This is a genomic window from Planktotalea sp. (assembly GCF_049680325.1).
In the GTDB taxonomy this organism is placed as follows: domain Bacteria; phylum Pseudomonadota; class Alphaproteobacteria; order Rhodobacterales; family Rhodobacteraceae; genus Planktotalea.
The window spans coordinates 1-3,109 of sequence record NZ_JBAUHO010000158.1 but is presented as its reverse complement, the minus strand read 5'-3'; the positions used below and the strand labels follow the sequence as shown (position 1 = coordinate 3,109).

The window sequence follows — 3,109 nt, the reverse complement described above, 5'->3', positions numbered from 1 at the left end:
ATTAACGACACTACGCTGCTAAGTGTTTGGCTAGATGGTCGGGCTTATGGAAAAAACATTCTCGATCGCGCCGATCAAAGGCTGCCCGACGCGATGCAGTTGCGTACAACTGACATTAGATCGGATGGCGTGCTCGTGAAAGATTCGTTGTTAGATGAACAGACCTGCACATGCTGTCAGACCTCGGCCACGACCACCGCAGATGGTACAGTCCTAATCGCCTATCGCGACAAGACTGACGCTGACATTCGCGATATTGCTGTTGCCAGGAAAGTGGATGGCGATTGGTTGCCCTCCAGCATCGTTTATCCTGATGGTTGGGAAATTTCGGGTTGCCCCGTTAACGGTCCTGCCATTGATGCAATGGAGCAAACAGCGGTGGTTGCTTGGTTTACGGGTGCAAACGTTGTTCCGGCAGTAAAAGTTGCGTTTTCACGGGACAATGGCGCTAACTTTGATGCGCCTATACGGATTGATTTTGGGGAAGCAGTCGGACGGGTTGATGTCATGATGCTGACCGAAAGTTCAGCGCTTGTCACATGGGTAGAATGGCAAAAAGACGATGAAGTTATTTTCGCGTGTAAATTGGACCTTGGAGCACCTTGTGAGGACGCTCAAATTGTCACCGTGAATAGCGGCGACGGATCAGTCAATTTCCCACGAATGGCACGTACGCCAGAGGGCATTTATATAGCGTGGACCCAACCAGCAACGGAAGCCAATTCTGATCCGAATGCTGAATCTAGAATCAACTTAGCTTTCGCACCATTATAATGACGTTGTCGGTAATCTGTTACAAACAGATACAAAATCTTCTGGTTACAACGCCCTACTCTGATGGACCTTTTACTGAAGACCCGTCACACTTTAGTGAAATGTTTTTTGGGGAATATCCATGGCTTTAAAGTCTTACCAGTTTGGCATGCTCGCGTCTTTCGGTTCTTTTGTGCTGCTGGCCGGAGCATGGATGTTTCAGGCGATTGGCTATGCGCCCTGTGCAATTTGCATCTGGCAGAGATATCCCCATACTGCGGCCATCTTATTGGGTCTTCTCGTTCTGATCGGGCTACGTCACAAGTTTGTATATTTTCTAGGTGCGCTCGCTGCAGCGGCGACATCTGGTATCGGCTTGTATCACACCGGAATCGAACGCGATTGGTGGGAAGGCCCAACAACCTGCACTGGTACCGGGTTGGATTTGTCCCAGATGTCAGTTTCCGACTTGTTGCCGACGTCCATTGATCAACCCGCACTCGTTATGTGTGATCAGGTCTCGTGGGAGTTTTTGACGCTTTCGATGGCAAGTTGGAATGCATTATTCAGCGTTGTACTAGTCGGGCTTTGGGTTTGTGCTTTCATAAAACGCACCTAGTACTTGGCAATGACTGCCGCTTCGAGGGCATGTCAAATTTATTAATTTAGATCTGTAATGTCGCGCGGAATGAAACGTCTACTTGATATGACCCTGTTTTATCAAAAGGACCTGTAACTTAAAACAAATGTAAATTCTGCTGATTCCCGCTACCACAGATAATAAGTTTAGAGACGTATCGTCAGCGCTTTTTCTGCAGCAGACTTAAAGATCCGGATCATATCAAGCGCAAACAATTGTACAGCCTTCGGCTGCTGCTCTGGAAAATAGGCGGGAAACTTTGCCAATTCTGCCAGTCATTCAAATGAAGGAACAATTTCATCATGCAACATTCACATTCACCCGCCGACACATTTCTTTATATTTGCCCGATGCACCCCGAAGTCCAACAAGACGGGCCGGGTGATTGTCCTAAATGCGGGATGCATCTCGTGCCAAAAGCCGAAGCAGATGCGGCGGCACACGCAGGCCATGACCATCGTCACGGGGCCGAAAATGTGCCCGCTGGTGATCTGGATACTGTTCCTGTCGGATTTGATGGCGCTGTCTACACATGTCCGATGCACCCGGACGTGCGCCAACCGCATGCGGGATCCTGCCCGATCTGCGGCATGGGACTGGAGTTGGAATCGGGGACAATGGATGATGGACCCAACCACGAGCTTATCGATTTCACACGCCGTTTCTGGTTTGGCGCAGTTCTGACAATTCCGTTGTTGATCCTGACGATGGGCCCATATCTGGGCCTGCCTGTGCGCGACATATTCGGCGAACGCGCGACGCTTTGGATCGAACTGGTCCTAGGCACGCCAGTCGTCCTGTATAGCGGCTGGCCGTTCCTTGTGCGCGGCTGGAATTCTTTCAAAACCATGAACCTCAACATGTTCTCGTTGATTGCGATGGGCGTCATGGCTGCGTGGATATTCAGCATCGTCGCTGTTCTTGTCCCCTCGATCTTCCCAAGTGGCTTTCGCGATGTAGACGGCAACGTCGGCGTCTATTTTGAGGCTGCAGCGGTGATTGTGACCTTGGTTCTACTGGGGCAAGTTATGGAACTGCGGGCGCGTGAAGGCACGGGCAAGGCGATCCGCGCGCTGCTTGATATGGCGGCCAAAACCGCACGTGTGATCCGCGCAGATGGCACTGAAGAAGAAATCCCGCTTGAGGATGTTTTGGTCGGTGACCACGTTCGTGTCCGCCCCGGTGACAAGGTTCCGGTGGATGGAACAGTGACCGAAGGGCGCTCGTCCATCGACGAAAGCATGATTACAGGCGAACCTGTGCCTGTCGAAAAGGTCGAAGGCGATACAGTCACGGGTGCGACGATCAACGGCACAGGTAGTCTGGTGATTGCGGCCACACGGGTCGGGTCTGATACGATGTTGTCCCAAATCGTCGAAATGGTATCGAGCGCGCAACGCAGCCGCGCACCGATCCAGAAATATGCAGACCAAGTCGCAGGGTTCTTCGTGCCGATTGTGATCTTGGTGGCGGTTCTTGCCTTTGGCGCTTGGGCGCTTTGGGGTCCGGCTCCTGCGCTGTCATACGCGCTCATTTCTGCGGTTGCGGTGCTGATTATCGCGTGTCCTTGTGCGCTTGGTCTGGCGACGCCGATGTCAATCATGACGGCCACTGGTCGCGGTGCGCAAGCGGGTGTTCTGATCAAAAACGCCGAAGCGTTGGAACGGTTCGAAAAGGTTGATACCTTGATCGTCGACAAAACCGGCACGCTAACAG

At 52.0% G+C, this 3,109-nt stretch carries 2 protein-coding genes and 1 pseudogene; all 3 read left to right on the top strand.

Annotated features, from left to right (window positions below):
- Nucleotides 1–774 (top strand): annotated as a pseudogene (locus WBC85_RS07320) (sialidase family protein); the annotation flags it as partial.
- Between the two features lie 121 nt (nucleotides 775–895).
- Entirely contained in the window at nucleotides 896–1,372 is a 477-nt protein-coding gene (locus WBC85_RS07315; protein WP_424434592.1) for a disulfide bond formation protein B, read from the top strand.
- A 371-nt stretch (nucleotides 1,373–1,743) separates the two neighbouring features.
- On the top strand, nucleotides 1,744–3,109 hold a 1,366-nt coding region (locus WBC85_RS07310), incomplete at its 3' end, for an HAD-IC family P-type ATPase (RefSeq protein ID WP_424434595.1).